Here is a 22,830-nt window from a genome sequence, read left to right as displayed (position 1 = left end):
ACATGGCTGCCGAACACAGCGTCGGTTTCGAGCCCGCCGACCGGCTCGCGGAAGATCGTGAGAGCGTGCGCCGCCGCTTCTGGCGCAAGCTGAAGCGTGTCGCCGCGCATCTGCCGTTCGCGGAGGATCTGCTCGCGGCCTATTACTGCGCGTTCGACCGCCAGACGCCACGCCATGTCCAGGCCTCGCTGCTCGGGGCGATCGCCTATTTCATCCTGCCGTTTGATTTCGTTCCCGACGTGATGCCGATCCTCGGCTTCACCGATGACGCCGCCGTACTCGCCACCGCGATCCGCATGGTTGCCAGCCACATCACGAACGAGCATCGCGAAGCCGCCCGCGCCGCGCTGAAGCGCGGGGTGGATGAGGTGGAGCCGGAAGCCGCGCAATAGCTGTCGCCGCATACTCCGCTGTCATTCCTCGCGATGGTGCGGAATCCAGCACGCCGCGGCCTTCCGATTGAACCATAACCGTCTCGGAATGCTGGATCGCCGCCTTCGCGGGCGATGACAGCTGTATGTGTGGATGACTGCTCGCTACTTCTTCTCCGCCTGCGCCTGGGCCTGGGCCTTTTCGGCGTCCCACGCCTGGAATTGCTTGAACAGCGTTTCCATGTCCGCGTCGGACACTTTTGCGGCCGAGGGGCTCTGTCGCAGGAACGCCTCGAAGCGTTGCCGCGTCACCGGTTCGACGCCGTGGCGGTCGAGCCATTGCTGCGCCACCGGCAATCTGTTCCAGCCCGCCAGGGGCGCCGCGAGCGAGACCTCCTTCCACTTTGGATGGAAGGGCGGGTTCTGCAGCGTCGGGAATTTCGTGAAGAACGCGTCCACGTACAGTGCAAGCTTGCGGTAGCGCTCGGTGTTGGGCGCCCAGTTGTAGGCCGCGAGCACGGCCGGCACCGCGATGGTGTCCACGCTCTCGCCCTCCTTGACCAGGTTCGGATAGTCCTTGGCGGTCAGCGTCGCCGGCAGATAGTCGCTCTGGAGGGGCTTTGCATAATCCACGGTCGCAAGGTGGAAGCGGCCGTCATTGCCGAAGGTCGAAACGGACTTGTACGGTTTGCCGCCGACCACGATGACGGCGTCGATCTCGCCGGCCTTCAGTTTCTCCATCGCGATGCGCTGCTCGACATAAACGAATTTCGCCTTGATCCCGAGCCGCTCGAACACGGTGAGCGCGGTGACGAAGGTGCCGCCGTTGGGCAGATCGACGCTTACAGTTTTGCCTTCCAGATCCTTGAGTGTCGCGACCGATTTTGGCGCGATCACCTGCATCTCTTCGTTGTAGAGCTTCGTCACATAGGTGAATTGCTTCTTGATGTCCTTGGCAAAACCTTTGCGCTCGAGATAGTCGAGCGTATCCGCGCGGACGATTCCGAGATCGACGCCTTGCAGGAACAGGATGTCGGCAACGCTCTGCACCGAACCTCGGCCGACGATTGGCAACACACGAATCCTGTTGCCGTCGTCGAGCACGGAGGCGAGGTCGGCGCCGAATTGCACATAGGTGCCGCCGATCGTGCCGGTGATCAACGTCACGGTGTTGGCGTTCAGCGACTGCTTGGTCGAGGTCGAACCGAACTGGAAGATGGCTTTCAGGCTGTCAGAGACCTTGGCCGGATCATATTCGGTCTGCTCCGCGCGTGCCGCGAAGGCATAGATCATCATGATGGCGGCAAGCGCCATTCTCAAAGCATTACGCATGATATCCCCTAAAGAGTTCTAGTTCTGAAGCTGGGCGAGGCGTTGCCGCGCCTCCGCCGATCCAAGGCCTGCGGCCTTTTGGTACCAGTCGCGCGCGGCGGTCGCGTCGGCAGCAACGCGCCGCGCGTCGCTCGTGGCCAGCACCGCCGGGTCATAGGTTTGCGCGAGCAGAAATGCAGCCGTTGCATCCTGTGCATTGGCGGCCCGTTCGAGCAGCAGGCGCGCCGCGGCAATGTCGCCGACCGCCAACAGACCGTTCGCGCGCGCCATCAGCCCAGCCAGTGTGTCGGCATCGAGCGTCTTAGCGGGCGGTGGGGGCGCAGGCGGCGCCGCGACTGGCCCGGGCGCCTGGGCTTGCAGCGCGGTTTGATAGGCAGTCGCAATCGCTTCGCGGCTCGGAGCTGAGGCTGCGGGGAGATCCTGCGCGTCAGCGCTCGCCAGCCTTGTGTTGCTCAAGCGCGCCGGGTCCTTGTACGCGGTCTGAGGCCTGTCCGGCACGTTGGCCGACGCCATGGCCTGGTCCAGCTCGGCACCCGTCGGGCCGGCAGCGTCGGCGGCGAAGAGATTGCGGAGACTGGGCTGATACAGCGCGGCCGCAACGGCCAGCGTGGATGCGATGAGAACCGCCGCGAGAACACGCGGGACAATTCTGAGCCGGGGACCCAACGCCCGCGCCGTATATTCGCCTGACTCCGGCACACCGAGCGGATCGGACAGGAACAGTGGAATTGGATCTTCCGGTGACAGATCGAGCCGCGCGGCGCGCGCACGGATATAGGACGCGACGGCCGGATGTGATGCAGCTTGATCGGAATCGAACGATCTCGATTCCCTGGACGGGCGGTACGCCGTCGTCTCCATGGTGATGCTCCCCACTACTAACGCAACGCTGGGGCATCCCGGCTTCAGTCTTTTTGTTGTTGTCCAGAAATGCCCCGCAAACTGGAGCCGGTAAATCGCCGTCTGAATCAGCCCAAAAAACGTCGGCGGCTTGCGCGAATCGGGAGATATTTGGGTTTGATTGAGGCGAGGCGGAGGAATGCCCCGCAATTTTGTCGACAATGGTTGACGGGGATTGACCCGGCGGCGGCGCGGACACTGCCTGTCCCGCGCTCGCGGTCATTCCCCGCGAAGGCGGGAAACCAGTACGCCGCGGCTTCTCGATTCAATGACTGACGTCTCGGAGTACTGGTCGCCCGGTCAAGCCGGGCGATGACAGTTGAGCTCGTGGCGAGCGGCCGTACCGACACACGTCGTGCCGCATAGCCTCACGGATGCAGGATCACTTTGCCCATCGCCTGGCGTCCGGCGAGCACCTTGAGCGCATCCGCCGTCTGCGCCAGCGGGAAGACGCGATCGACATGCGAGGAGATCTTTCCTTCCGCTGTCCACTTCACGAGCTTCTCGAGATTGGCGCGGTTCTTTTCCGGGTTGAGCCGGGTCCAGGCGCCCCAGAACACGCCGCGGATATCGCAGCCCTTCAGCAGCGCGAGGTTCAGCGGCATCTTCGGAATGTCGCCGGCGGCGAAGCCGATCACGAGGAAGCGGCCTTCCCAGGCAATCGAGCGCAGGGCCTGCTCGGCATAGGTGCCACCAACCGGATCGAAGATGATGTCGACGCCCTTGCCGCCCGTAAGCTTTCGCAGGCCTTCCTTCAAATCTTCCTTGCCGTAATTGAGCGCGAGTTCTGCGCCGTGCGCCTTCGCGAATTCGAGCTTCTCGTCCGACGAGGCGCAGGCGATCACCTTCAGGCCCATCAGCTTGCCGAGCTCGCACGCGGCAAGTCCGGTGCCGCCGGCGGCGCCGAGCACCGCGAGCGTCTCGCCCGGCTTCGGGCTCGCGCGATCTTCCAGCGCATGCAGCGCGGTGCCGTAGATGATGATGATGCCGGCCGCGCGGTCATAATCGAGATTGTCGGGGATCTTCACGATCGATGCCGCCGGCAGCGCGATCTTTTCGCGCGCGCCGTTGTGGCCGCAGGAGGCGACGACGCGATCGCCGATCTTCAGATCAGTCACGCCGGGACCGATGCTCTCGATCACCCCAGCCACTTCGGCGGCCGGCGAGAACGGGAATGGCGGCTTGATCTGGTACTTGCCTTGAATCATCAGGATGTCGAAGAAGTTCAGCGCCGCAGCCTTGATCGCGATCACGGCTTCGCCGGGACCGGCCACCGGATCCGGCACGTCGGCCAGAACGAGATCGTCGGGCTGGCAATATTGCGAGCAGAGGATGGCTTTCATGGCGGCACCTTCTTGAGAAGTGAAGTACTGGGCGTTTCGAGTGGATTTATAGTTTGCCCGTTTCTGCCGGATTTAGGTGCGGGCGACAATCCGGTTTCTTTGTCAGTTGGAACGCAGGAGCCTATCCTCCCGTCATTGGGAGCGTAGCGAAGCCTATTTCCGCGGTACGGTTTCCCGCTGCGCGCGCAACGACGAAACAAGAAGGATTCAAACCATGTTTGAAACAGGCCTGCTCAAGGACAAGCGCATCCTCGTCACCGGCGGCGGTTCGGGCCTCGGTGCTGCAATGGCGCACCGTTTCCTCGCGCTCGGCGCCGAGCTCGTGATCTGCGGCCGCAAGCTCGATCGGCTCGAGGCGGCGGCGAGCAAGATGCGCGAAGAGAACGGCGGCAAGGTCACCACGATCGCCTGCGATATCCGAGACGGCACCGCCGTCGAGAGCATGATGGACGCGATCTGGCGCGGGGCGCCGCTCGATATTCTCGTCAACAATGCGGCTGCGACTTTCATCGCGCAGAGTGAGCATCTCTCATTCCGCGCCGCGGATGCGATTCTCGCGCCGACCCTGCATGGTGCGATGTATTGCACGCTTGCCGCCGGCAAGCGCTGGATCGACGGCAAGCATGGCGGCGTCGTGCTCTCGATCCTCTCGACCTCGACCATCACCGGTCGCGCCTTCACCGTGCCGTCGGCGATGGCGAAGTCGGCCGTGTTGGCGATGACCAAAAGTCTCGCCGTGGAATGGGGCCCGAAGGGAATCCGCACCGTCGCGATCGCGCCGGGACCGTTCCCGACCGCCGGCGCCTCGGGCCAGCTCCGCCCCGAGGGTCGCGACGAAGGGTGGGCCGCGCGCAACCCGATGGGACGAGCCGGCGAGCACCCCGAGCTTGCCGACCTCGCCAGCTTCCTAGTCTCCGACCGTGCCGGCTACATCAACGGCGAGATGGTGGTGATCGACGGTGGCGCGCATTTGCGCAGCTCCGGCGTCGAGGATTTGTTGCGCTGGACCGATGCGCAATGGGCGGAGCAACGCGCGGCGCGATCCAGGGCCTAGTCGCCGCGACCTTCGCTAACTGCCTTCCCAAATTGGACTTTCCCGGCTATCCCTGCCCCGGGGACAATGCGCGACCGGGCCATCTTCCAGTCACAATATTGAGGGAACCACTCCAGCATGTGGCGGGTGCTGATTTTAGCTTTGATGACGGGCGTGGCGGCCTGTGGAATCATCGATTCCGCGCGGGCGCAGACGGCGCAGCCTGCGCCCAAGACTGCACCGAAAGAGGCCGCGCCGAAACCGGCCGCGCCGGCGGCCAATACGACCGGAAAGACGGCTGCAAAGCCCGAGAGCAAGCCGGCGGCCCCGCACGCGGCGGTTGCCGGCGGCGCGGAGCCAACCCTGATCGGTCAGTTCGGCACCTGGGGCGCCTATTCGGCCGCGCCCAACGGCAAAAAGGTCTGCTTCGCGCTGGCCAAGCCGTCGTCGTCGAAGACCAACCCGCCGAATCGGCCGCGCGATCCTGCCTATGCCTTCGTCTCCACCCGCCCGGCGGAGAAGGTCAACAACGAAGTCTCGGTCATGATCGGCTATGCGCTGAAGCCGGGCTCTGAATCCTCGGTCGAGGTGGGCGGCGCCGCTTTCGCCATGTACTCGCAGGGCGACGGTCTCTGGATCAAGAACGCGGCCGAGGAAGAGCGGATGGTCGAGGCCATGCGCAAATCCGCCGATCTCGTGGTCAAGGGCATGTCGTCCAAGGGGACCGAGACCACCGACACCTTTTCGCTGAAGGGCCTTGCCCAGGCGCTCGACAAGATCGCGCAGGATTGCAGGCGTTAAGCCTGCGGTCGATAAGGTCGCAATCGGCCGTTCCGGTTGCTATATAGGGCGCGTTCCAGATTTTCTCCCGTCATTCCGGGGCGATGCGTAGCATCGAACTCGGAATCTCGAGGTTCCGGGTTTAGTCCTTTGGACCATCCCAGAACGACCACCTAAATCAGGCCATTCCATGCAACCGACGACCGAGCCGCACAACGCAACACTGGTGGAGAAGACTCCGCTCGAGACCTATGTGCCGCCGGCGAGGCCCTCGCTGATCGGCCTGTCGCGCACCGAGCTTGCCGATCGCCTCGGCGAGATCGGCGTTGCACCGGCGCAGCGCAAGATGCGCGTGCAGCAGCTGTGGCACTGGATGTATTTCCGTGGCGCCCAGAATTTCGAAGAGATGACGTCGGTCTCGAAGGGCATTCGTGCCGAGCTCGCGCAACATTTCACCGTCGACCGGCCCGAAGTCGTGGCCGAGCAGATCTCCAACGACGGCACCCGCAAATGGCTGCTGCGGCTGCCGAGCGGCGACAATGTCGAGCGGGCGCATGAAGTCGAGTGCGTCTACATCCCCGAAACCGATCGCGGCACGTTGTGTGTGTCCTCCCAGGTCGGCTGCACGCTGAACTGCTCGTTCTGCCACACCGGCACGCAGCGCCTGGTGCGCAATCTCACCGCCGGGGAGATCGTCGGACAGGTGATGGTGGCGCGCGATCGTCTGAATGATTGGGCCGATCGCGAAGACGGTACGCGCCGCGTCACCAACATCGTGATGATGGGCATGGGCGAGCCGCTCTACAATTTCGACGCGGTGCGCGACGCGCTGCTGATCGTCGGCGACAACGAAGGCATCGGCATCTCCCGCCGCCGCATCACGCTGTCGACCTCGGGTGTGGTCCCGAATATCGTGCGCGCGGGCGAGGAGATTGGAGTGATGCTCGCGATCTCGCTGCATGCGGTGCGCGACGAGCTGCGTAACGAGCTGGTGCCGCTCAACCGCAAATATCCGATCAAGGAATTGCTGCAGGCCTGCCGCGACTATCCCGGCGCCTCGAACGCGCGCCGCATCACCTTCGAATATGTGATGCTCAAGGGCGTCAACGATTCGCTCGACGATGCCAAGCTGCTGGTGAAGATGCTCAAGGGCATTCACGCCAAGATCAATCTGATCCCGTTCAACCCCTGGCCCGGCACCGCCTATGAGTGCTCGGACTGGGACCAGATCGAAAAATTCTCCGAATACGTCTTCAACGCCGGCTATTCCTCGCCGGTGCGCACTCCGCGCGGCCGCGACATCCTCGCCGCCTGCGGCCAGCTCAAGTCGGAGACGGAAAAGCTCTCGGCCCGTGAACGCCAGACGCTGCGGGCCATGGCGATGACGGATTGATATTGATGATGGCGACGCTCTCAACGCCCGTCATGGCCGGGCTTGACCCGGCCATCCACGTCGAGCCACGAGAGAGCAAGTCGTGGATGCCCGGGTCAAGCCCGGGCATGACGATTGTGGATGTGGCGACGCCGTCAGTCACCAATTCGTTCCCATCATGTCCCTGATCGGCCGCCTCGTCGTCATCTTCATCGGCTTCCTCGCCGCCTGTTTCGTCGGCGGCATGATCGTTGTCGTCGCGCTGTTGTTTCCGGAGTTCGCCGATCTCGGCGCCGGTCCCGTCGATCAGGGCACGATCGATATCCTGCTCGGGTTCGGCTTCATCTTCGTCTCGGGCTTTGCGCTGGTGCCGGCGGCGGTGATCGTGGCGATCACCGAGGCGCTCTACATCCGCAGCGCGCTCGCCTATGCCGTGGGCGGAGGCGTCGTGGGGCTCGCCTGCTATCTCGGCCTGGTCCCGTTTCATTCCGACACGCTGCAATTCGAAGGCATTGTGCGGCGGCATCTGGAGATCATGACCGGCGCGGGCATCGTCGCCGGCGTCGTCTACTGGCTGATCGCCGGCCGCAATGCCGGCGCTTGGCGCAATCCGCCGCCTGCGCGCCAACCGCCTCCGCCGCTGCCGTCGAATTCGCGGCCGGATGCGCGGTGACTTTCTGACTTGTCACGGGGTTTTCATCCCTTTCCCACTGGGCTAAACCGCGCGCCATGAACCGGACTGGACTCTTCATCGCCCTGGCGCTGTGGCTCGTGATCGGCGTCGTTTTCGGCCTCTATCCCGAGCTTGATCTCAAGCTCGCCGCGCTGTTCTTCGACCCTGAGACGAAAACGTTTCCGCTCAAGCTGAACGGTTGGGCCGGCTTCGCGCGCGACGCCGCGATGTGGGTCGCCTGGGCGTTCGTGCTGCCTGCGCTGATCGCGCTCGTGGTCAAGATGGTCCGGCCCGACCGCCCGCTGATGGTATCCGGTCGCGCGATCGTCTTCCTGCTGGTCACGATCATCATGTCGGCCGGCATCCTCACCAATCTCGCCTTCAAGTCCTATTGGGGCCGGCCGCGCCCGGTGGTGGTGACGCAGTTCGCCGGCGACCAGCAATTCGTGCCGTGGTGGGATCCGCGCGGGGGCTGCGCGCGCAACTGCTCGTTCTTCTCGGGCGAGGGCGCGACCGCGTTCTGGACGCTGGCGCCGGCCGCACTGGCACCGCCGGCGTGGCGACCGCTCGCTTATGCCGGAGCCGTGGTGTTCGGCCTCGTGACCAGCGGGCTGCGGATGGCCTTTGGCGGCCATTTCTTCACCGACGTGTCGATCGCCGGCCTCGTCACCTTCGTCGTGATCTGGTTTGCCTACGCGCTGATTTACCGCTGGCCGCGGACCCGGTTTTCCGACGAGGCGGTCGATGCCGCCCTGACTCGGCTGAACATGCCCGCTTACCGGCTCCGCCAGCGCCTGTTCGGACGCAAGACGGGTGCCGAGCCGTCAGTTTGAGCCATTAAAGGGGTGCCGAGCCCCGCGAAATTTGATATTCGCGCGGTCAACCCGTGAAACGACATCAGCCCTTCGAGACCGATTGGAAGCCCCATGACCACGATCCTGAAAAGCCTGCCCAAGGGGGAGAAAGTCGGCATCGCTTTTTCGGGCGGCCTCGATACCAGCGCGGCGCTGCTCTGGATGAAGCAGAAGGGCGCGCGCTGCTACGCCTATACCGCCAATCTCGGCCAGCCGGATGAGGCCGATTACAACGAGATCCCGCGCAAGGCGATGGAGTTCGGCGCGGAGAAAGCGCTGCTGGTCGATTGCCGCACGCAGCTCGTCCACGAAGGCATCGCCGCTATCCAGTCCGGCGCCTTTCATATCTCGACCGGCGGCATCACCTATTTCAACACCACGCCGCTCGGGCGCGCCGTCACCGGCACGATGCTGGTCGCGGCGATGAAGGAGGACGGCGTCAACATCTGGGGCGACGGCTCGACCTTCAAGGGCAACGACATCGAGCGCTTCTATCGCTACGGCCTCCTGACCAATCCGGGCCTGCGCATCTACAAGCCCTGGCTCGACCAGCAGTTCATTGACGAGCTCGGCGGCCGCGCCGAGATGTCGGCGTTCATGACGGCGCAGGGCTTTGCCTACAAGATGAGCGCCGAGAAGGCGTATTCGACCGACAGCAATCTGCTCGGCGCGACGCACGAGGCCAAGGATCTTGAAAGTCTCGACAGCGGCATCAAGATCGTCAACCCGATCATGGGCGTGCCGTTCTGGCGTGACGACTGCAACGTCAAGGCCGAGAAGGTTGTGGTGCGTTTCGAGGAAGGCCAGCCGGTCGCGCTGAACGGCCAGACCTTCTCTGATCCCGTCGCGCTGTTCCTCGAAGCTAACGCCATCGGCGGCCGCCACGGCCTCGGCATGAGCGACCAGATCGAGAACCGCATCATCGAGGCCAAGAGCCGCGGCATCTATGAAGCGCCCGGTATGGCGCTGCTGCACATCGCCTATGAGCGCCTCGTCACCGGCATCCACAACGAAGACACCATCGAGCAGTACCGCATCAGCGGCATGCGCCTCGGACGCCTGCTCTACCAGGGCCGCTGGTTCGATTCGCAGGCCCTGATGTTGCGCGAGACCGCGCAGCGCTGGGTCGCGCGCGCCGTCACCGGCGAGGTCTCGCTCGAGCTGCGCCGTGGCAACGACTACTCGATCCTCAACACCGAAAGCCCGAACCTCACCTATGCGCCGGAGCGGCTCAGCATGGAGAAGGTCGAGGACGCGGCGTTCACGCCGGCCGATCGCATCGGTCAGCTCACCATGCGCAACCTCGACATCAACGATACCCGCGCCAAGCTGAAGCTCTACAGCGACACGGGCCTGCTCTCGGGCAGCGAAGGCTCGCAGATCTTCCGGCTGGAGAGCGACAAGAGCTGACACGCTCCATCCGGGCTACGAAACAAAACAAAAAATGGCCGGGATTGCTCCCGGCCATTTTGCATTTGTGTGTCGCCTCAGCGCGGCGGCGCGGTGCCGGGCGGGGGCGGCGGCAGCGAGGCCTGGCCGCCGTTGAGCAACGGCGTGATGTTGCGGACGGTGACGCGCCGGTTGATCGCGCTCGGTCCTTGCGTCTGCTCCTTCAGGTACTGCTCGCCATAGCCTTGCGACGTCAGGTTTTCAGACGGCACACCGAATTGCTGGGTCAGCAATTCGGCCGCGGACTGCGCACGACGGTCCGACAATGACAAATTGTCGACGTCGTTGCCGACCGCGTCGGTGTGACCTTCGATCAGGAACACCACGCGCGGGTTGGCCTGGATCGCACGGTTGAGACCGTCCGCGATCGACTGCAGCTTCGCCGCCTGGTCCGGTGGGATGGTCCACGATCCGGTCTCGAAGTTGATCGTGTTGAGGTCGATGCTCGGCATTTGCATGCGAACATTCGGGCTGTAGCGGATCTCGTCGAGCGTGTAGCGACGGTTGATCCGCTGCACCGGCGGCGCCACCATCGTCTCGTAGATCACGTCCGGCGAGGCCTCCTGGGCGTCGACGATATAGCGATCGTAGGGCATGTTGACGACGGGCGGCGGCGCGTCGACATAGAAACCGCCGACCGACTGCGGATCGCGGTAGCTGTTGTCGATGATGACGAGCTCGCGCCCGGCCGGGTCCCTGCGGATTCGCCGCAGCAGCCGACCGTCCTGACCTACAACGGTAATGATCTCGCTGCCGTCGGGACGGATCACCACGGTGCGGGTATCGGCGCCGACAGTTTCGGTGCGGATGTCGCGGGCGCCATAGCGGAAGCGATAGAGATCGTTGCCGCGGACGTAGGTCTGCCCACCCGGATCGCGGATGATGATGCGGTCCGGCTCGGTGTAGACGGTGCGGCCGCCTTCGACCGACTCGCGGCGCTGGTTGCGGTAGTCGGCGATGGTGGCGCCGATCACGGCACCGGCGACGACACCTGCACCGATCGCGAGCGGCGTCAGGTCACGCTGCGGCGGACGCGGCGGTGGCGGCAGGGGCGTGGTCGTCGTGGGCGCGGCGCGGAACGCCGGCGCAACCGTGGGCGCCGCGTATTGCGCCCTGTTGGGCGGCGGGGTCGCAGCCGCCGAGCCCGGCACGGTGCTCGGTGCAGCGGCGCCGGCGGGGGGAGCCGGCGGCCGGGGCGGGGCGCCTGCCTGCGGCTGGGTCGGCGGAGCTCCGGCAGCGGGTGCACCAGCAGGAGGCGCACCACCCTGGCGTCCAGGGGGCGGTGTCACGGCGCCACCGGGGGCCGGCGTCGTTGTCGGAGCCGGAGTTGCACTAGGCGCAGGAGGCGAACCTGGACGGCCGGGCGGCGGCGTCGGAGTGCCACCGGGAGTCGGCGTGGCCGTCGGCGCGGGCGTGGCGCCTGGAGCAGGTGACCCTGCAGCCGGGGGCGCACCAGGACGTCCGCCGGGAGGCGGCGTACCGGGGCGGCCAGTCGGCGGCGTGCCCGGCGTGCTGCCTGGAGCCGGCGTCGCGGTCGGCGCAGGAGTCGCCGTCGGTGACGGTGTGGCTGCAGGTGCAGCCGGAGCACCCGGTCGCGCGGTCGGAGCGGCCGGCGCAGGCGACGGTGTTGCCGTGGGCGCCGGCGCTGGGCGTCCCTGCGGAGTTGCTGCCGCAGGCGGCGTCGGTGCGTGCTGCGGAGCCGCGGCGGACGGCGGTGCTGGCGGCGGGGGAGCCGGGCGCGCGGAAGGCGGTGCCGGAGGCGGCGGTGTCGGCGCGTGCTGTTGCGGAGCCGCAGCCGGGGGCGGCGCAGCTGGGCGCGGCGGTGCCGCAGCCGGCGGAGGCGCTGCCGGCGGATGGGGAGGTGCAGCTGCGGGCGGCGGTGCGGCCGGGCGCGCGGGCGCCGCAGGCGGCGCGGCCGCTGGTGGTCCCTTCGGCGGCTGCTTCGGTTTTCCGTCAGGGCCGGTCTCTTGTGGCTGCGCCTGCGCGACGACAAGCGGCGGCGCGCCTTGTGCATGCGATGCGGAGCTTGCGAATTGCATCGCGGTCAGAGCCGTGGTGGCAAGCAGCACGAAACGAAGGTTGGTCATGTGGTGAACTTCCCCGGAAGGTTCTTTGACGAAGTGTTCGGATGAACAGCTACGCGTTAGGCCGGATTGTGGCGGACGAAGCGGACGCGGCCCGATTTATTTCTGCACGCAAATCACCTCACTATGGTGACGTTCATTGCGCATTCAGACGCAGGTTGCAATTGCCTCGGATCTGATGCGTCGCCTCATGCGCGATCCCGCGGCGGACTTGCATCCGTCGCGGGATTCGGCGTGAGCGGTCCGTTCGGTCCGCGTGATGGAATCTCTTCAGGCATGCGGCCCGGCAATTCGTCGGGCGGCGCTGGCGAGCCGGGCTCGCGCACCGGCGGTGCGATTTCAGGCTGCGGATTGCTCGGCGGAATCCCCGGCGGCGGTTCGGTGGGCGTACCGGGCGTCGACGGCGGTATCTCGGGCGGCTCGATCGGCATTACATAGAGACCTTGCGGTTGTCGCCGAGATCGGGGCGCGTGTTCGTCACCGCCGCGGCCGCCATCTTCACATAGGAAATCACGGTGCCGGGCGAGTCCCAGAACTCGGCATCGTCAGGCGTGACCTTGAGCACGCGGATGTTCGGATCTTCCGCAGAGTCCCACCACGCCTTGGCCGGCGTCGAGAACAGCTCCTTGATCTTGGCACGGTCATTGGAGATCATTGCGGTGCCCGTCAGCGACACGTATTTCTGGCTGCCGGCATCTGCGAACGACAGGTTGATGGACGGATTGCGCGCGATCTCCTCGTCCTTGTGACGCCGCGCGTCGGTGAGGAAATAAATCGTGTTCGCGTTGCGGTCGAGATAGGCGCTCATCGGCCGCGCGCGGAGCTTGTCGCCATCGCGCGTCACCAGCATCGCGAATCCGATCGTCTTCATCAGATCCCATACGCGGTCGACGTCGCGGGCATTGTCGTTGGCCATGTCGTGCTCCTTCTTGCAAGGGACGACAACGGCGCGCGCGGAACGAGGTTCCGGCCGAAGGATGGAACTTATCTATTCCGGCGCGTGGCAAACCGCCTCGATGTTGTGTCCATCAGGGTCGAGCACGAAGGCGCCGTAATAGGTCGGATGGTAATGCGCCCGGATGCCCGGCGGCCCGTTGTCGCGCCCGCCCGCTGCAATCGCCGCCTTGTAGAACGCGTCCACCGTGGCGCGGTCCTTCGCCAGAATCGCGACATGCACCGGCTTGTTCAGCGCGCCCTCGCCGCCGATCCAGAAATCCGGCTTGCCGTCGGCGCCGAAGCCGGCGGCTGGATCGTGTCCGGTCTGCTCCTGCGTGACCTCCATGATCAGGCTGTAGCCGAGCGGCGCCAATGCCTTGGCGTAGAACGCCTTGGCGCGCTCATAGTCGGAGACCGGGAAGCCCATATGGTCGATCATTCGTAACATCCGTTGTTCGTCGTCAGCGCGACAGGAACGTATTGCTCCGCGTCTTGCGCGCAACCACGAAACCGCGCGCGACCATGTCGGCGATACAATCGTCCCGCCATTCCTTTTGCGACAAATGCTCGATTACCACCGCGCGCGGCCATAGCAATTGCGGCGCGTCGCGGAAGAAGCCGATCAAAACGCGATCCTCGAAGCCCTCGACGTCGATCTTCAGCGCGTCCACCTTGGTGACGCCGGCCTCGCCGAGAATGCGCGTCAACCGCAGCGAGGGCACCTTGATCGCCTCGGCGCTGGCCGTGCCGGTGACGACATGCGTGGCACCGAGATTGTCGCCGCCGCTCTCGATCATCAGCTCGCCGTCGCTGTCGCCGGCGGCCGCCTGCACCAGGCGCACCTGCGTCGCTTTCGACGCGGCCTGGTTGAACGACAGCCGTCCAAACGTCATCGGATGCGGCTCGATGGCGATCACTTTGCCTGATGGCCCGACCTGTCGCGCCATCACCAGCGCGAAGGTGCCGACATTGGCGCCGACGTCGACGAACACGCCGCCCTCCGGGGTGTGCTGGCGCAGGAAGTCGAGCTCGTCGAGATTGTAATCGGGATTGAACAGCGCGCCGCGCTCGGTGGCGCTGCCCTGGTGATAGAAGCGGAACGATGCGCCCTGGTATTGCACGTCGATGGGACCACCGCGCAGCAGGTTCACCAATCGCGACAGCCAGGGCCGGAACGCGCCGCGCTTCAGCCCCGATTGTGTCGCGAGGCGAATGATCGCGGCCTGCGCCGCGTTCGGCGCAAACGCGCCGAACGGCGCGGACGAAGGGGCATTATCGGTCGCCAAGTCAAAGTCCTCGTTGCAAGCGGCGCATGCATAGCCGGTTTTGCCGGGGACTCCAACGCTCGATCCGGGCAACAATCTCTGGGTCGTCCCGGCCTTCGCCGGGACGACGAAGAAAAGAGACCGCCCCTCACGCCGCCTTTTTCGGCGCCTTGCGCTGGCGCAGGAAGCGGCCGAGCAGCTTGCGCTTGCCCTTGCGCGGGATCAGGTCGATATCGCTGACGAGTTTTGCGCCGCCCTTGCGGCGCTCCAGCACGATCTTGCGGCTGTGGAAGGCTTCCAGCTCGACACGATGCGCGACGCTGACGATGGTGGCCTTCGGCAGTTCGTCGGTGATCATCTTCATCATCTTGTCCTGGCTCTTCTCGTCGAGCGCCGAGGTCGCCTCGTCGAGCACGACGATATCCGGGTTGTGCAGCAACAACCGCGCGAAGGCGAGGCGCTGCTTCTCGCCGCCGGACAGCGTCTGGTCCCAGGGTGCTTCTTCCTCGATCTTCTCCTTGAGATGGTCGAGGCCGACCTTGTGCAGGGCCTCGCCGATCTCCTCGACCGTCCAGTCGTCTTCCGCGCCGGGATAGGCGACGGCACGACGCAAGGAGCCCGACGGCACGTAGGGTCGCTGTGGCAGCATGAACAGCCGCCGGTCGGGATGGAAATTGACGCTGCCGCCACCCCATGGCCAGAGCCCGGCGATGGCGCGCACCAGCGTGCTCTTGCCGGTGCCGGATTCGCCGGCCACCAGCAGCCGCTCGCCACGCTCGATCACCACCTCTGTCTCGCCGACCACGGCGGTGCCGTCATCGAGCGTGACGGAGAGATCCTTCAGCTCCAGCATGGCGTCATTGCTGGTCTCGCCGCGCTTGATGCGGCCGAAGCCGTCGCCCAGCTCGGCGCGCTCGAGGCCGTCGAGCGACATCATCAGCGAGGCGATGCGGCGAGCGCAGGCATTCCAGTCGGCGAGCCGCGGATAATTGTCGACCAACCAGCCGAACGCGCTCTGCACGATGGTGAAGGCGGAAGCCGCCTGCATCACCTGACCCAGCGTCATGCTGCCGTCGAGGAATTTCGGCGCGCACAGCAGAAGCGGCACGACCGGCGCAACGAGGCTCGATCCCTGCGACACCAGCGTGGTGCGCATGTGCTGACCCGCGAGCCGCGCCCATTGCCGCAGCACGTTGGTGAAATTGCGGTCGATGCCGTCGCGCTCCTCCTCCTCGCCGCCGAGCAGCGCGATGCTCTCGCCGTTCTCGCGCACGCGCGTCAGCGTGTAGCGGAAATCGGCCTCAGCCTGGTTCTTGTCCTCGGAGACCTGCACGAATTGGCGGCCGATCACCAGGATCGAGCCCGATGCGATTCCCGCATAGAGCATCGCGGCGATCACCAGGAAGCCGGGAATGGTCACCGACGATCCCGCAAGGGTGACGGTGAGCGCGCCGCCGATCGTCCAGAGCACGACGATGAAGGTCACGGCCGACAGCAGCGCGGACGTCACGCCGGCGAGAAAATCCACCGGAGAATCGGTCGCGACGCGCAGATCCTCCGCGATCCGGTATTCCGGATTCTTGTGGTCGCCGCTGACGAGATTGAGCTGGTAATAGCGGCCGTTGCCAAGCCAGCGCGTCAGCACGCTTGCCGTCAGCCACGCCCGCCAGCGCCGCTGGATGCCCATGCGCGCGAACACTTGTGCCACGCCGAGCACGATGCTGCCGATCGCGAGCGGGAAGAATACCGCGGTGAGATGGAAGACGGTGGACGCCTCGCGCTTCTCGATCGCGTCGAAGATCGCCCGATTCCAGACATTGATGCCGTATTGGAAGCCGACGGTGAGGACGATCAACAGGCCGAGGCCGACGGAGTAGAGCCACGCAAGCCGGTCGCCGTTGCCGCCCCAGAAGCCGCGCGCGCTGATCCAGAAGCGGGTGAGGAGATAGTCCTTGCGGGCCTGCTCGGCCTCTTCAGGCGACAGCTCCGGGTCGGGCTCGACCAGCTCGGGCGGCGGCGGAGCCACTTCCCCGCCGGTCTCGCCGATGATTTCGACGATGGGCGGCTTCTTGCCCGATTCGCGTTTTCTGACCGGCTTTTGCATGGCCGGATAACGCAAGCTAAATCAAAAGGTTCCCGTAGGTTCCGGGCGTCAGCTCACTCGGCGGCGCCGTCGCGCACCCGGCGCCGCGCGACCCGGTGCAGCACGCGCGATAGCTGATCGATCGCGTAGGGCTTCTGCACGAGCTCGAAATCGACCTTGCCGTCCTGGGACAGCGCCTCGCTGTAGCCGGTGGTCAGCACGACCGGCACGCCGATGCCGCGGTCGCGGACCGCCTGCGCGAGATCGAGCCCGGTCATGCCGGGCATCACGATGTCCGAGAAAACGACATCGAAGCGATCGGCATCCATGACCAGCTCGGCGAGTGCATCGGTTGCGTTGTCGATCAGCGTGACGCTGTAGCCGAGCTCGGTGAGGCCGTCGGCCGCGAAATTGGCGAGTTCGATATTGTCCTCGACCAGCAGCACCGACATGCCGCTGCCGGCCACGGCCGGGGCCGTATTCGGTGCCTGCCGCTGCGGCAGCAAATCCGGCGCCACGCGCGGCAGGTAGAGCGAGAAGGTGCTGCCGTGGCCGACCTCGCTGGTGACTGTCACCTCGCCGCCGGACTGCCGGGCGAAGCCGAACACCTGCGATAGGCCGAGACCGGTGCCGTGGCCGATCTGCTTGGTGGTGAAGAACGGTTCGAAGATGCGCTCGAGCCGCGTAGCCGGAATGCCGATGCCGGTGTCGCTGACGGCAATGCCGACGAAACCGTGTTTGCCAGCAAGGTCACGGCCGCCTGAAAGATCAGGGTTGCCCGAGACGGGAGCCCGCGTGTCCGCAATGGTCGCCGCGGCCTCGACGTTGAAGACGATCCTGCCCTTGCCGTGCATGGCATCGCGCGCATTGGTCGCCATGTTGATCAACGCCGTCTCGAACTGGCTTGCATCGGCATTGACGAGGCAGGGCTCGGCCGGCAGCCGCATCGCGATTTCGATCGCGGGTCCGAGCAGCGTCGCGAGCATGTCGTGCAGCGACTGCAACCGCGCGCCGACGTCGAACACCTCCGGCTTCAAGGTCTGGCGGCGCGCGAAGGCGAGCAGCTGCGATGTCAGCTTGGCTGCGCGCCCGACCGCGTCTGCGATGGCCGTGATGTAGCGCTGGCGCCGCTCCTCGCTCAGCTGCGGCCGGTTCAGCAGGTCAACGGAGGCGCGAATCACGGTCAGGAGGTTGTTGAAGTCGTGCGCGACGCCGCCGGTGAGCTGGCCGAGCGCCTCAAGGCGCTGGCTGTGCTTGAGCGCCTCCTCGGCTTCGCGCCGCGCGGCGGCCTCGGCCTGGAGATGCTGGGTGCGCCGGAACGCGAACGCCAGCAGCAGAAACAGCAGCGCGGTGGCGGGAATGCCGAACACCAGATGCTGGCCCATGGTGGCGAACCAGCGCGCGCGGATCGCCGAGGTCTCCAACCCCGCGCTGACATAGATCGGGTATTCGGCGATGCGTCGGTAGCCGATGCGGCGCTCGACCTCGTCCCATGGCCAGGCAATGGTGATGAGGCCATGCTCGGGGTGAGCTGCGATGCTGCGGCCGACCGGCCCGTTAGGATCGAGCCTGAGGTCGCGATCCAGCCGCGGAAGATGCGCCAGCACCACGCCGTCGGTGCGTCCCATGGCGAGGAAGCTGCCAGGGTCGGAGCCGATCCGGGCATAAAAGCTCTCGAAATATTCCGGGAGGACAGAGGCCTGGATCACGCCGATGAAGCTGCCGTCGTCGGAGCCGCGGCGGCGGCTGACCCCGAAGAAGCGCGCGCCCTGATAGGGCTGGCGCGGCGTCAGGGGAACACCGATGTAGCTGCCGATGGTCTGGTCGACATGGGCGGCAAAGTAGTCGCGGTCCGCAAAGCTCTGCGCCGGCGGCGGCGAGGCCAGGCTGTTGACCAGCGACTTTCCGTCCGCATCGAAGATCCATGCCGATTTGAGCTGCGGCAGCGAATCGGAGAGTTGCTTCAGGCGGCGGTGCAGGGCCGGCTCGCGCGAGCGGATGATGTCGTCGGGCATGCCGCGCACCACCTCGTTGATCTCGGCGAGGCTGCGGTCGATGGTCTCGAACACCTTGAGCGCATGCTCATGCGCGACATCGAGGGTGCGCTCGATCTCGCGGTCGGCGATATCTTTCGTCGAGGTGTAGGAGATCGAGGCGGCGATCGCGAACAGCGCAATCGGCAGCGCCAGGGACGCAGCCATCATCCACTGCAGCAATCTCAGCGAATTGCGTTGTGCGCCCTGCACGGTCGCTCCGGTCCCACGCCGGAGAGCTTACTTGAATTTCGCGCCGGGAAGGAAGCGGCTTGTGGCGGGAACCAGAGGTTGCAACCCGCCTGCTTGCGCGCGCAGGGGTGCAGGCAAAATCTACTCGAACACCTGCCCGTCGTAGAATGCCCCGGCCGTTCCGGCCGGGGATCGCAGCATGAATGACGCCTAGATCTGGCGCTCGACCATCTTGAGCTTGAGCTCGGCGATGGCTTCCGCCGGGTTGAGGCCCTTCGGGCAGGCCTTGGCGCAGTTCATGATGGTGTGGCAGCGATAGAGGCGGAACGGGTCCTCGAGATTGTCGAGCCGCTCGCCGGTCGCCTCATCCCGCGAATCCGATACCCAGCGGTTGGCCTGGAGCAGCGCGGCGGGACCGAGGTAGCGCTCGCTGTTCCACCAATAGCTCGGGCAAGAGGTCGAGCAGCAGGCGCAGAGGATGCATTCATAGAGGCCGTCGAGCTTCTCGCGGTCTTCGTGGCTCTGCTTCCATTCCTTCTGCGGCGTCGGCGAGGTCGTCTTTAGCCACGGCTCGACCGAAGCGTATTGTGCATAGAAATTGGTGAGGTCGGGGATGAGGTCCTTCACGACAGGCTGGTGCGGCAGCGGATTGATCTTCACCGCGCCGTCCTTCACGTCGTGCATCGAGCGGGTACAGGCCAGGGTGTTCTGGCCGTCGATGTTCATCGCGCAGGAGCCGCAGACGCCTTCGCGGCAGGAGCGGCGGAAGGTCAGCGACGGGTCGATGTTGTTCTTGATCCAGATCAGGCCGTCCAGCACCATCGGCCCGCAATCATGGGTGTCGACGTAATAGGTGTCGACGCTGGGAGTCTTGCCGTCGTCCGGATTCCAGCGATAGACGCGGAATTCACGGACCTCAGTCGCGCCCGCGGGCTTCGGCCAGGTCTTGCCGCCTGATATCTTGGAGTTCTTCGGAAGTGCGAATTCAACCATTTCGATAAAGCTTTCGCTGTTCGCTCAGTACACGCGCGCCGTTTAGTAAACGCGAGCTTTGGGCGGGATGTACTGGACGTCGTTGGTCATGGTGTAGTCGTGAACGGGGCGGTACTCGATCTTGACCTTGCCGGAATCTTCCAGCCAGGCCAGCGTGTGCTTCATCCAGTTCTTGTCGTCGCGCTCGGAGAAGTCCTCGCGGGCATGCGCGCCACGGCTCTCGGTGCGGTTGGCGGCCGAGTTCATCGTCACCACCGCCTGCGAGATCAGATTGTCGAATTCGAGCGTCTCGATCAGGTCGGAATTCCACACCAGCGAGCGGTCGGATACGGCGATGTCGATGATGCCGCTATGGACCTTCTCGATCAGGTTCTGGCCTTCGCTCAGGATGTCGCCGGTGCGGAACACCGCGCAATTGTTCTGCATCACGTGCTGCATGCCTTCGCGCAGCTTCGCGGTCGGCGTGCCGCCGGAGGCGTAGCGGTAGTGGTCGAGCCGGCCGAGCGCCAGGTCGGACGAATTCGCCGGCAATTCCGGCTGGCTGGCGTTCGGCGTGAGCTTCTCGGCGAGGCGCAGCGCCGCGGCGCGTCCGAACACGACGAGGTCGATCAGCGAGTTGGAGCCGAGGCGGTTGGCGCCGTGCACGGAGACGCAGGCGGCCTCGCCGATCGCCATCAGGCCGGGGATGATGGCGTTGTCGTCGCCGTCCTTCTTGGTCAGGACTTCGCCGTGATAGTTCGTCGGGATGCCGCCCATGTTGTAATGCACGGTCGGCACAATTGGGATCGGCTCGCGCGTCACGTCGACATTGGCGAAGATCTTTGCGGATTCCGAGATGCCCGGCAGGCGTTCGGCCAGCACCGCGGGATCGAGATGGTCGAGATGAAGGAAGATGTGGTCCTTCTTCTTGCCGACACCGCGACCTTCGCGAATCTCGATGGTCATCGCGCGCGAGACGACGTCACGCGAGGCCAGATCCTTGGCGGAGGGCGCATAGCGCTCCATGAAGCGCTCGCCCTCGGAGTTGACGAGATAGCCGCCTTCGCCGCGCGCGCCTTCGGTGACGAGACAGCCCGAACCGTAGATGCCGGTCGGGTGGAACTGCACGAACTCCATGTCCTGCATCGGCAGACCGGCGCGCAGCACCATGCCGCCGCCGTCGCCGGTGCAGGTGTGCGCCGAGGTGCAGGATGCATAGGCGCGGCCATAGCCGCCGGTGGCGAGGATCACGGTCTGGGCGCGGAAGCGGTGCAGCGTGCCGTCATCGAGCTTGAGCGCGATAACGCCGCGGCAGGTGCCCTGGTCGTCCATGATCAGGTCGATGGCAAAGAACTCGATGAAGAACTCGGCCGCGTGACGCAGCGACTGGCCGTACATCGTGTGCAGCATGGCGTGGCCGGTGCGGTCGGCGGCGGCGCAGGTGCGCTGCGCCTGGCCCTTGCCGTAGTCCATGGTCATGCCGCCGAACGGGCGCTGGTAGATCTTGCCGTCTTCGGTGCGCGAGAACGGCACGCCCCAATGCTCGAGCTCGTAGACCGCCTCGGGCGCGTTGCGCACCATGTATTCGATCGCGTCCTGGTCGCCCAGCCAGTCCGACCCCTTCACGGTGTCGTACATGTGCCAGCGCCAGTCGTCCTTGTGCATGTTGCCGAGGGACGCCGAGATGCCGCCCTGCGCCGCGACGGTGTGCGAGCGGGTCGGAAACACTTTGGTGATGCAGGCGGTACGAAGACCGGCTTCGCTGCAGCCGACCACGGCGCGCAGGCCTGCGCCGCCGGCGCCGACCACGACGACATCATAGGTGTGATCTTCGATCGGATAGGCTTTGCCGTTGGTGGCGGGAGCGCCGTTGCCCTTGCCATTGGTCTCTGTGGCCATGGGTTTAGACTCCGGAGGAAAGTTTCAGGATCGCGTAGGTCGAGGCGAGCGCCACGGCGAACGAGAAGAAGTTGTTGAGCATGATCGAGATGAGCTTCAGCTTCTCGTTATGGATGTAGTCCTCGATCACGACCTGCATGCCGATCTTCATGTGCCAGGCGCTGGCGAAGATGAAGAGCAGCAGGATCACCGCGATCGGCAGCGAGCCGAGAATCTGTGCGGCGCCGGCCTGGTTGCGGCCGAGCAGCATCATCACGATCACGATCACGGGGATCATCAGCAGCGTCATGGCGACGCCGGTGATGCGCTGGCGCCAGAAATCGGAGGTGCCCGAATGCGCCGCGCCGAGATTGCGCACGCGGCCGAGCGGGGTGCGCATGGAGGAGCCCTTCGGGGCGCCGTGGGATTCGTCGAAACTCATCGTCCGCCTCCGATCGCGTAGGCGATGATCCAAATGAGGACCGTGAGCACGATGCCGCCGATCAGGGCGCCCCAGGTCAACGCTTCGCGCTCATTGGCCTTGAAGCCGTAGCCGAGGTCCCAGACGAAATGCCGGATGCCGCTGAGCATGTGGTGCATCAGCGCCCAGGTGTAGCCGAACACGATCAGGCGGCCGATGATGCTGCCGGTGAAGGCTTGGACGTGGCTATAGGCGGCGGGGCCGGAGGCCGCCGCAATCAGCCACCAGGCCAGCAGCAGCGTTCCGGCGTAGAGGGCAATTCCGGTGGCGCGATGGACGATGGAAAGCGCCATCGTCAGGGTCCAGCGGTAGGTCTGAATGTGCGGCGAAAGCGGTCGTTCGATCCGTGCGGTCATGGGCTTCAATTGCTTTATTGCGGCCCAGCATGGGGCGCGCGGGGATCGCGAAAGGTCGGCTCTATTTACGGAGTCGATTTCACCTGCGCAATCACCAAATCGCCATAAACCGAACTTGAGTTCAGCTCTAGGCCCTTGATGTAACAAGGCCAATCGGAGACTTGGTATACCAGAGGGGTGGCGCACCGGCTAAAGATAGAATATAAATTCACCTCTTGTAATGAGACCCGAGACGCATTGAAATTACTATTGGAACGGCTCCAAGCCGCTGCGGGCCGGCCAGGGTTCGAGCCAGTCAGTTCATGACGTTCGAACCGGTAGGGATGGTCGGCAAGCAATCTCCAAGTTCCGCGAAGCGCGCCGATTTTTCGCGAGACGGGCGGATATGCGCAGTCCGCATCCCACCCCGGACCGGAGATGCGGCGGTCGACCCGACAAATCAG

General features: G+C 65.2%; 21 protein-coding genes. 7 read left to right on the top strand and 14 right to left on the bottom strand.

Annotation, left to right across the window (positions count from 1 at the left end; translation table 11 throughout):
- The first annotated feature begins 2 nt into the window (after window positions 1-2).
- Window positions 3-392, top strand: a complete 390-nt coding sequence (locus IVB50_RS10205; RefSeq protein ID WP_018459760.1) for a YkvA family protein — start codon at window positions 3-5, stop codon at window positions 390-392.
- 144 nt (window positions 393-536) lie between these two features.
- On the opposite strand, the gene IVB50_RS10200 is transcribed toward IVB50_RS10205, so the two are convergent.
- The 3 genes from IVB50_RS10200 to IVB50_RS10190 form a co-directional block, all read right to left on the bottom strand.
- Window positions 537-1,703, bottom strand: coding sequence for a TAXI family TRAP transporter solute-binding subunit (locus tag IVB50_RS10200; protein WP_247295790.1), 1,167 nt, complete (start codon window positions 1,701-1,703; stop codon window positions 537-539).
- 18 nt (window positions 1,704-1,721) lie between these two features.
- The gene (locus IVB50_RS10195; protein WP_247295788.1) at window positions 1,722-2,765 is read right to left on the bottom strand and encodes a hypothetical protein; all 1,044 of its coding nucleotides are present in this window, start codon (window positions 2,763-2,765) and stop codon (window positions 1,722-1,724) included.
- A gap of 206 nt (window positions 2,766-2,971) precedes the next feature.
- On the bottom strand, window positions 2,972-3,946 hold the full coding sequence (locus IVB50_RS10190; RefSeq protein WP_018459762.1) for an NADPH:quinone oxidoreductase family protein: 975 nt from the start codon (window positions 3,944-3,946) through the stop codon (window positions 2,972-2,974).
- A 214-nt stretch (window positions 3,947-4,160) separates the two neighbouring features.
- Between IVB50_RS10190 and IVB50_RS10185 the strand changes: the two genes are divergently transcribed.
- The 6 genes from IVB50_RS10185 (at window position 4,161) to argG (ending at window position 10,068) form a co-directional block, all read left to right on the top strand.
- Entirely contained in the window at window positions 4,161-5,000 is an 840-nt protein-coding gene (locus IVB50_RS10185; RefSeq protein ID WP_018459763.1) for an SDR family oxidoreductase, read from the top strand.
- Window positions 5,001-5,117: 117 nt separating this feature from the next.
- A complete protein-coding gene (locus tag IVB50_RS10180) occupies window positions 5,118-5,780 on the top strand; it encodes an invasion associated locus B family protein (protein WP_018459765.1) in 663 nt (220 codons plus the stop codon).
- Window positions 5,781-5,949: 169 nt separating this feature from the next.
- Window positions 5,950-7,152, top strand: coding sequence for a 23S rRNA (adenine(2503)-C(2))-methyltransferase RlmN (rlmN, locus tag IVB50_RS10175; protein WP_018459766.1), 1,203 nt, complete (start codon window positions 5,950-5,952; stop codon window positions 7,150-7,152).
- Between the two features lie 157 nt (window positions 7,153-7,309).
- Window positions 7,310-7,804 (top strand): hypothetical protein, encoded by a 495-nt coding sequence (locus IVB50_RS10170; protein ID WP_018459767.1) that lies wholly within the window; start codon window positions 7,310-7,312, stop codon window positions 7,802-7,804.
- Window positions 7,805-7,860: 56 nt separating this feature from the next.
- On the top strand, window positions 7,861-8,637 hold the full coding sequence (locus tag IVB50_RS10165; RefSeq protein ID WP_018459768.1) for a phosphatase PAP2 family protein: 777 nt from the start codon (window positions 7,861-7,863) through the stop codon (window positions 8,635-8,637).
- Between the two features lie 93 nt (window positions 8,638-8,730).
- Entirely contained in the window at window positions 8,731-10,068 is a 1,338-nt protein-coding gene (gene argG / locus IVB50_RS10160) for an argininosuccinate synthase (protein ID WP_018459769.1), read from the top strand.
- A gap of 77 nt (window positions 10,069-10,145) precedes the next feature.
- On the opposite strand, the gene IVB50_RS10155 is transcribed toward argG, so the two are convergent.
- From IVB50_RS10155 to sdhC, 11 genes are all read right to left on the bottom strand, one after another.
- Complete coding sequence (locus IVB50_RS10155; protein ID WP_247295786.1) at window positions 10,146-12,194, bottom strand: OmpA family protein; 2,049 nt, start codon at window positions 12,192-12,194, stop codon at window positions 10,146-10,148.
- Window positions 12,195-12,379: 185 nt separating this feature from the next.
- A complete protein-coding gene (locus IVB50_RS10150) occupies window positions 12,380-12,622 on the bottom strand; it encodes a hypothetical protein (RefSeq protein ID WP_018459772.1) in 243 nt (80 codons plus the stop codon).
- Window positions 12,622-13,107, bottom strand: a complete 486-nt coding sequence (locus IVB50_RS10145; protein ID WP_018459773.1) for a pyridoxamine 5'-phosphate oxidase family protein — start codon at window positions 13,105-13,107, stop codon at window positions 12,622-12,624. The genes IVB50_RS10150 and IVB50_RS10145 overlap by 1 nt, the downstream gene beginning before the upstream one ends.
- 72 nt (window positions 13,108-13,179) lie before the next feature.
- Window positions 13,180-13,566 carry a VOC family protein gene (locus IVB50_RS10140; protein ID WP_007598770.1) on the bottom strand — a complete coding sequence of 129 codons (387 nt, stop codon included), beginning with the start codon at window positions 13,564-13,566 and terminating at the stop codon, window positions 13,180-13,182.
- Between the two features lie 22 nt (window positions 13,567-13,588).
- Window positions 13,589-14,413: an FkbM family methyltransferase gene (locus IVB50_RS10135; RefSeq protein WP_018459774.1), complete on the bottom strand. Its 825-nt coding sequence runs from the start codon at window positions 14,411-14,413 to the stop codon at window positions 13,589-13,591.
- A gap of 127 nt (window positions 14,414-14,540) precedes the next feature.
- Window positions 14,541-16,496, bottom strand: a complete 1,956-nt coding sequence (locus IVB50_RS10130; RefSeq protein WP_026233875.1) for an ABC transporter ATP-binding protein/permease — start codon at window positions 16,494-16,496, stop codon at window positions 14,541-14,543.
- Window positions 16,497-16,549: 53 nt separating this feature from the next.
- A complete protein-coding gene (locus IVB50_RS10125; protein ID WP_247295784.1) occupies window positions 16,550-18,721 on the bottom strand; it encodes a hybrid sensor histidine kinase/response regulator in 2,172 nt (723 codons plus the stop codon).
- A 189-nt stretch (window positions 18,722-18,910) separates the two neighbouring features.
- Window positions 18,911-19,693 (bottom strand): succinate dehydrogenase iron-sulfur subunit, encoded by a 783-nt coding sequence (locus tag IVB50_RS10120; protein WP_018459776.1) that lies wholly within the window; start codon window positions 19,691-19,693, stop codon window positions 18,911-18,913.
- 42 nt (window positions 19,694-19,735) lie between these two features.
- Entirely contained in the window at window positions 19,736-21,571 is a 1,836-nt protein-coding gene (gene sdhA / locus IVB50_RS10115; protein ID WP_018459777.1) for a succinate dehydrogenase flavoprotein subunit, read from the bottom strand.
- 4 nt (window positions 21,572-21,575) lie between these two features.
- Window positions 21,576-21,992 carry a succinate dehydrogenase, hydrophobic membrane anchor protein gene (gene sdhD / locus IVB50_RS10110; protein ID WP_007598776.1) on the bottom strand — a complete coding sequence of 139 codons (417 nt, stop codon included), beginning with the start codon at window positions 21,990-21,992 and terminating at the stop codon, window positions 21,576-21,578.
- A complete protein-coding gene (sdhC, locus tag IVB50_RS10105) occupies window positions 21,989-22,387 on the bottom strand; it encodes a succinate dehydrogenase, cytochrome b556 subunit (protein WP_018459778.1) in 399 nt (132 codons plus the stop codon). The genes sdhD and sdhC overlap by 4 nt, the downstream gene beginning before the upstream one ends.
- Window positions 22,388-22,830: the final 443 nt, after the last annotated feature.

The organism is Bradyrhizobium sp. 87, from assembly GCF_023073015.1.
Classification (GTDB): domain Bacteria; phylum Pseudomonadota; class Alphaproteobacteria; order Rhizobiales; family Xanthobacteraceae; genus Bradyrhizobium; species Bradyrhizobium canariense_D.
The sequence above is the reverse complement of the archived record's forward strand: the minus strand, read 5'-3'. Positions and strand labels throughout refer to the sequence as shown.